Annotated in this window: 2 protein-coding genes and 1 pseudogene; all 3 read right to left on the bottom strand. The window is 69.8% G+C overall.

Annotated elements, in window-relative coordinates; all coding sequences use genetic code 11:
- Window positions 1-120: 120 nt before the first annotated feature.
- Entirely contained in the window at window positions 121-2,511 is a 2,391-nt protein-coding gene (locus tag ACQKIP_RS43170) for a xanthine dehydrogenase family protein molybdopterin-binding subunit (RefSeq protein WP_365866737.1), read from the bottom strand.
- Between the two features lie 2 nt (window positions 2,512-2,513).
- Entirely contained in the window at window positions 2,514-3,107 is a 594-nt protein-coding gene (locus ACQKIP_RS43165) for a (2Fe-2S)-binding protein (protein ID WP_365866735.1), read from the bottom strand.
- Window positions 3,107-3,410: pseudogene (locus ACQKIP_RS43160) on the bottom strand (FAD binding domain-containing protein); the annotation flags it as partial. The pseudogene ACQKIP_RS43160 and the gene ACQKIP_RS43165, both read right to left, overlap by 1 nt.

The following is a 3,410-nucleotide window of genomic DNA, read 5'->3' as shown; positions in this document are numbered from 1 at the left end:
GTTCTGCACTGACCGCGAGCGGTGCGGTACTGGGTTTCTCCGGGCGGCACGGGCGACGGGAAGTGTGACGTTCCGTGGGAGGCACGCGCCGCCCGGAGAGATCGCGGGATCAGGTGCCGGTCAGGTCCCCGTCAGGTGCTCGGGACGGACCGGCGTCCTGTTCAGCTCCAGACCCGTCGCGTTCCGAATCGCCGCGAGGACGGCCGGGGTCGACGAGAGGGTCGGGGCCTCGCCCATGCCACGGAGGCCGTAGGGCGCGTTCGGGTCGGCCAGCTCCAGGACGTCGACCGGGATGGTCGGGGTGTCGAGGATGGTCGGGATGAGGTAGTCCGTGAAGGAGGGGTTGCGCACCTTCGCGGTCTTCGGGTCGACGATGATCTCTTCCATCACCGCGACGCCCAGGCCCTGGGTGGTGCCACCCTGGATCTGGCCGACCACGGAGAGCGGGTTGAGCGCCTTGCCGACGTCCTGGGCGGTGGCCAGCTCGATGACCTTGACCAGGCCGAGCTCGGTGTCCACCTCGACGACCGCGCGGTGGGCGGCGAACGAGTACTGGACGTGGCCGTTGCCCTGGCCGGTCTTCAGGTCGAAGGGCACGGTCGGGCGGTGGCGCCACTCGGCCTCGATCTCGACGGTCTCGCCTTCGAGCAGTTCGGCCAGGTCCGCGAGGGCCTCGCCGCCGTCCGTGAGGACCTTGCCGCCTTCGAGCACCAGCTCGGCGGTGGCCCACGCGGGGTGGTACGAGCCGAACTTGCGGCGCCCGATCTCCAGGACCTTCTCGCGGACGAGCTCGCAGGAGTTCTTGACCGCGCCACCGGTGACGTACGTCTGACGGGACGCGGACGTCGAACCGGCGGAGCCCACCTGGGTGTCGGCGGGGTGGATGGTGACCTGCTGGACGCCGAGCTCGGTGCGGGCGATCTGCGCGTGGACGGTGATGCCGCCCTGGCCGACCTCCGCCATCGCGGTGTGCACGGTCGCGACCGGCTCGCCGTTGATGACCTCCATGCGCACCTTGGCGGTGGAGTAGTCGTCGAAGCCCTCGGAGAAGCCGACGTTCTTGATGCCGACCGCGTAGCCGACACCGCGGACGACGCCTTCGCCGTGCGTGGTGTTGGACAGGCCGCCGGGCAGCGCGCGGACATCGGCGCCCTCGCTGGACTCCCACTGGCGCTCGGGCGGCATCGGGCGTGCCTTGACGCGGCGCAGGATCTCGGCGACCGGGGCCGGCGAGTCGACGGACTGTCCCGTCGGCAGGAGCGTGCCCTGCTCCATGGCGTTGAGCTGGCGGAACTCGACCCGGTCCATGCCCACCTTGTCGGCGAGCTTGTCCATCTGGGCCTCGTAGGCGAAGCAGGCCTGGACGGCGCCGAAGCCACGCATCGCGCCGCACGGGGGGTTGTTCGAGTAGAGGGCGATCGCCTCGATGTCGACGTCCTCGATCACATACGGACCGACCGACAGGGACGAGGCGTTGCCCACGACCGCCGGGGAGGCCGACGCGTAGGCGCCGCCGTCCAGGACGATCTTGCACTTCATGTGCGTGAGCTTGCCGTCCTTGGTGGCGCCGTGCTCGTAGTAGAGCTTCGCCGGGTGGCGGTGGACGTGACCGAAGAAGGACTCGAAGCGGTTGTAGACGATCTTGACCGGCTTGCCGGTGCGCAGCGCCAGAAGGCAGGCGTGGATCTGCATCGAGATGTCTTCACGGCCGCCGAACGCGCCGCCGACGCCGGAGAGCGTCATGCGCACCTTGTCCTCGGGCAGGCCGAGTACGGGGGCGATCTGGCCGAGGTCGGAGTGCAGCCACTGGGTGGCGACGTACAGCTCGACGCCACCGTCCTCGGACGGCACGGCCAGGCCGGACTCCGGGCCGAGGAAGGCCTGGTCCTGCATGCCGAAGGTGTACTCGCCCTTGACGATGAAGTCGGCCTTCTTGGCGGCCTCGTCGGCGTTGCCCCGGACGATCGGCTGGCGGTGCACGATGTTGGGGTGCGGGACGTGACCGATGTGGTGGTCGTCGCGGCCCTCGTGCACGAGCACGGCGTCCGGAGCGGTCGCCGATGCCTCGTCGGTGATGAGGGGCAGTTCCTTGTACTCGACCACGATCTTCGCGGCGGCACGGCGTGCGGTCTCCGGGTGGTCGGCGGCCACGAGGGCGACCGGCTCACCGTGGTGGCGGACCTTGCCGTGGGCCAGGACCGGGGTGTCCTGGATCTCCAGGCCGTAGTTCTTCATCTCGGCCGGCAGGTCGTCGTACGTCAGGACGGCGTACACGCCCGGCGTCTTGAGCGCCTCGACGGTGTCGATCGACACGATCTCGGCGTGCGCGACGGTGCTGCGCAGCGTCTGGCCCCAGAGCATGTCCTCGTGCCACATGTCCGAGGAGTAGGCGAACTCGCCGGTGACCTTGAGGGTGCCGTCCGGGCGGAGCGTGGACTCGCCGATGCCGCCCTTGTTGTGCTTCTGGGTGACGTCGGTGGGCGCGCCCGTGGTGGTCTTCGTTCCAGCCATGATCAGACCGTCTCTTCCTGACGGGCGGCCGCCAGGCGTACCGCGTCGAGGATCTTCTCGTAACCGGTGCAGCGGCAGAGGTTGCCGGAGAGCGCCTCGCGGATGTCGGCGTCCGACGGCGATGCGTTGCGCTCCAGAAGCTCGTCGGCGGCGACGAGCAGACCGGGGGTGCAGAAGCCGCACTGGACGGCGCCGGCGTCGATGAACGCCTGCTGGATGGAGGAGAGTTCACCGCCCTCGCCGGTCTGCCCGTCGGTTCCCTTGGCCTGCCACTGGCGGGCCTCCTGGAGGGTGGTGCCGCCGCAGACGGAACCGCAGGCGCCGCCCGGGTGGGCGTCGTCGCGGTGCTTGGCGTAGTCGGCCAGGCCCTCGACGGTGACGACCTCACGGCCCTCGACCTGTCCGGCGGCGACCAGACACGAACACACCGGTACGCCGTCGAGGCGGACGGTGCAGGAACCGCACTCGCCCTGCTCGCAGGCGTTCTTCGAACCGGGAAGCCCCATGCGCTCGCGCAGGACGTAGAGGAGGGACTCGCCCTCCCAGACGTCGTCGGCTTCCTGCTGACGGCCGTTGACCGTGAAGTTCACGCGCATTATGCGACTCCCTCAGTGCTGCGGTCGTTGCCGCGGTACGACTCCCAGGTCCAGCCGAGCGTGCGGCGGGCCATGATTCCGACGGCGTGGCGGCGGTAGTTCGCCGTGCCGCGGACGTCGTCGATCGGGTTGGCGGCACCGGAGGCGAGCTCCGCGAACTGCTTGGCGATCGAGGGGGTGATGATCTTCTTGCTGTCCCAGAAGCCGCCCTCTTCGAGTGCGGCGTTCAGGAATTCCTCGGCCGCCTTCGCCCGGATGGGCGTCGGGGCCGCGGAGCCGATGCCGGTCCATACGGTCCGGGTC

It is taken from the genome of Streptomyces sp. NPDC059900, assembly GCF_050270335.1.
Taxonomy (GTDB): domain Bacteria; phylum Actinomycetota; class Actinomycetes; order Streptomycetales; family Streptomycetaceae; genus Streptomyces.
This window is presented reverse-complemented; position numbering and strand designations above follow the sequence as displayed.

Excerpts from the sequence above, each read along its gene's own strand:
- ACQKIP_RS43170 (WP_365866737.1), bottom strand. The coding sequence starts at position 2,511 with ATGGCTGGAACGAAGACCACCACGGGCGCGCCCACCGACGTCACCCAG.
- ACQKIP_RS43165 (WP_365866735.1), bottom strand. The coding sequence starts at position 3,107 with ATGCGCGTGAACTTCACGGTCAACGGCCGTCAGCAGGAAGCCGACGAC.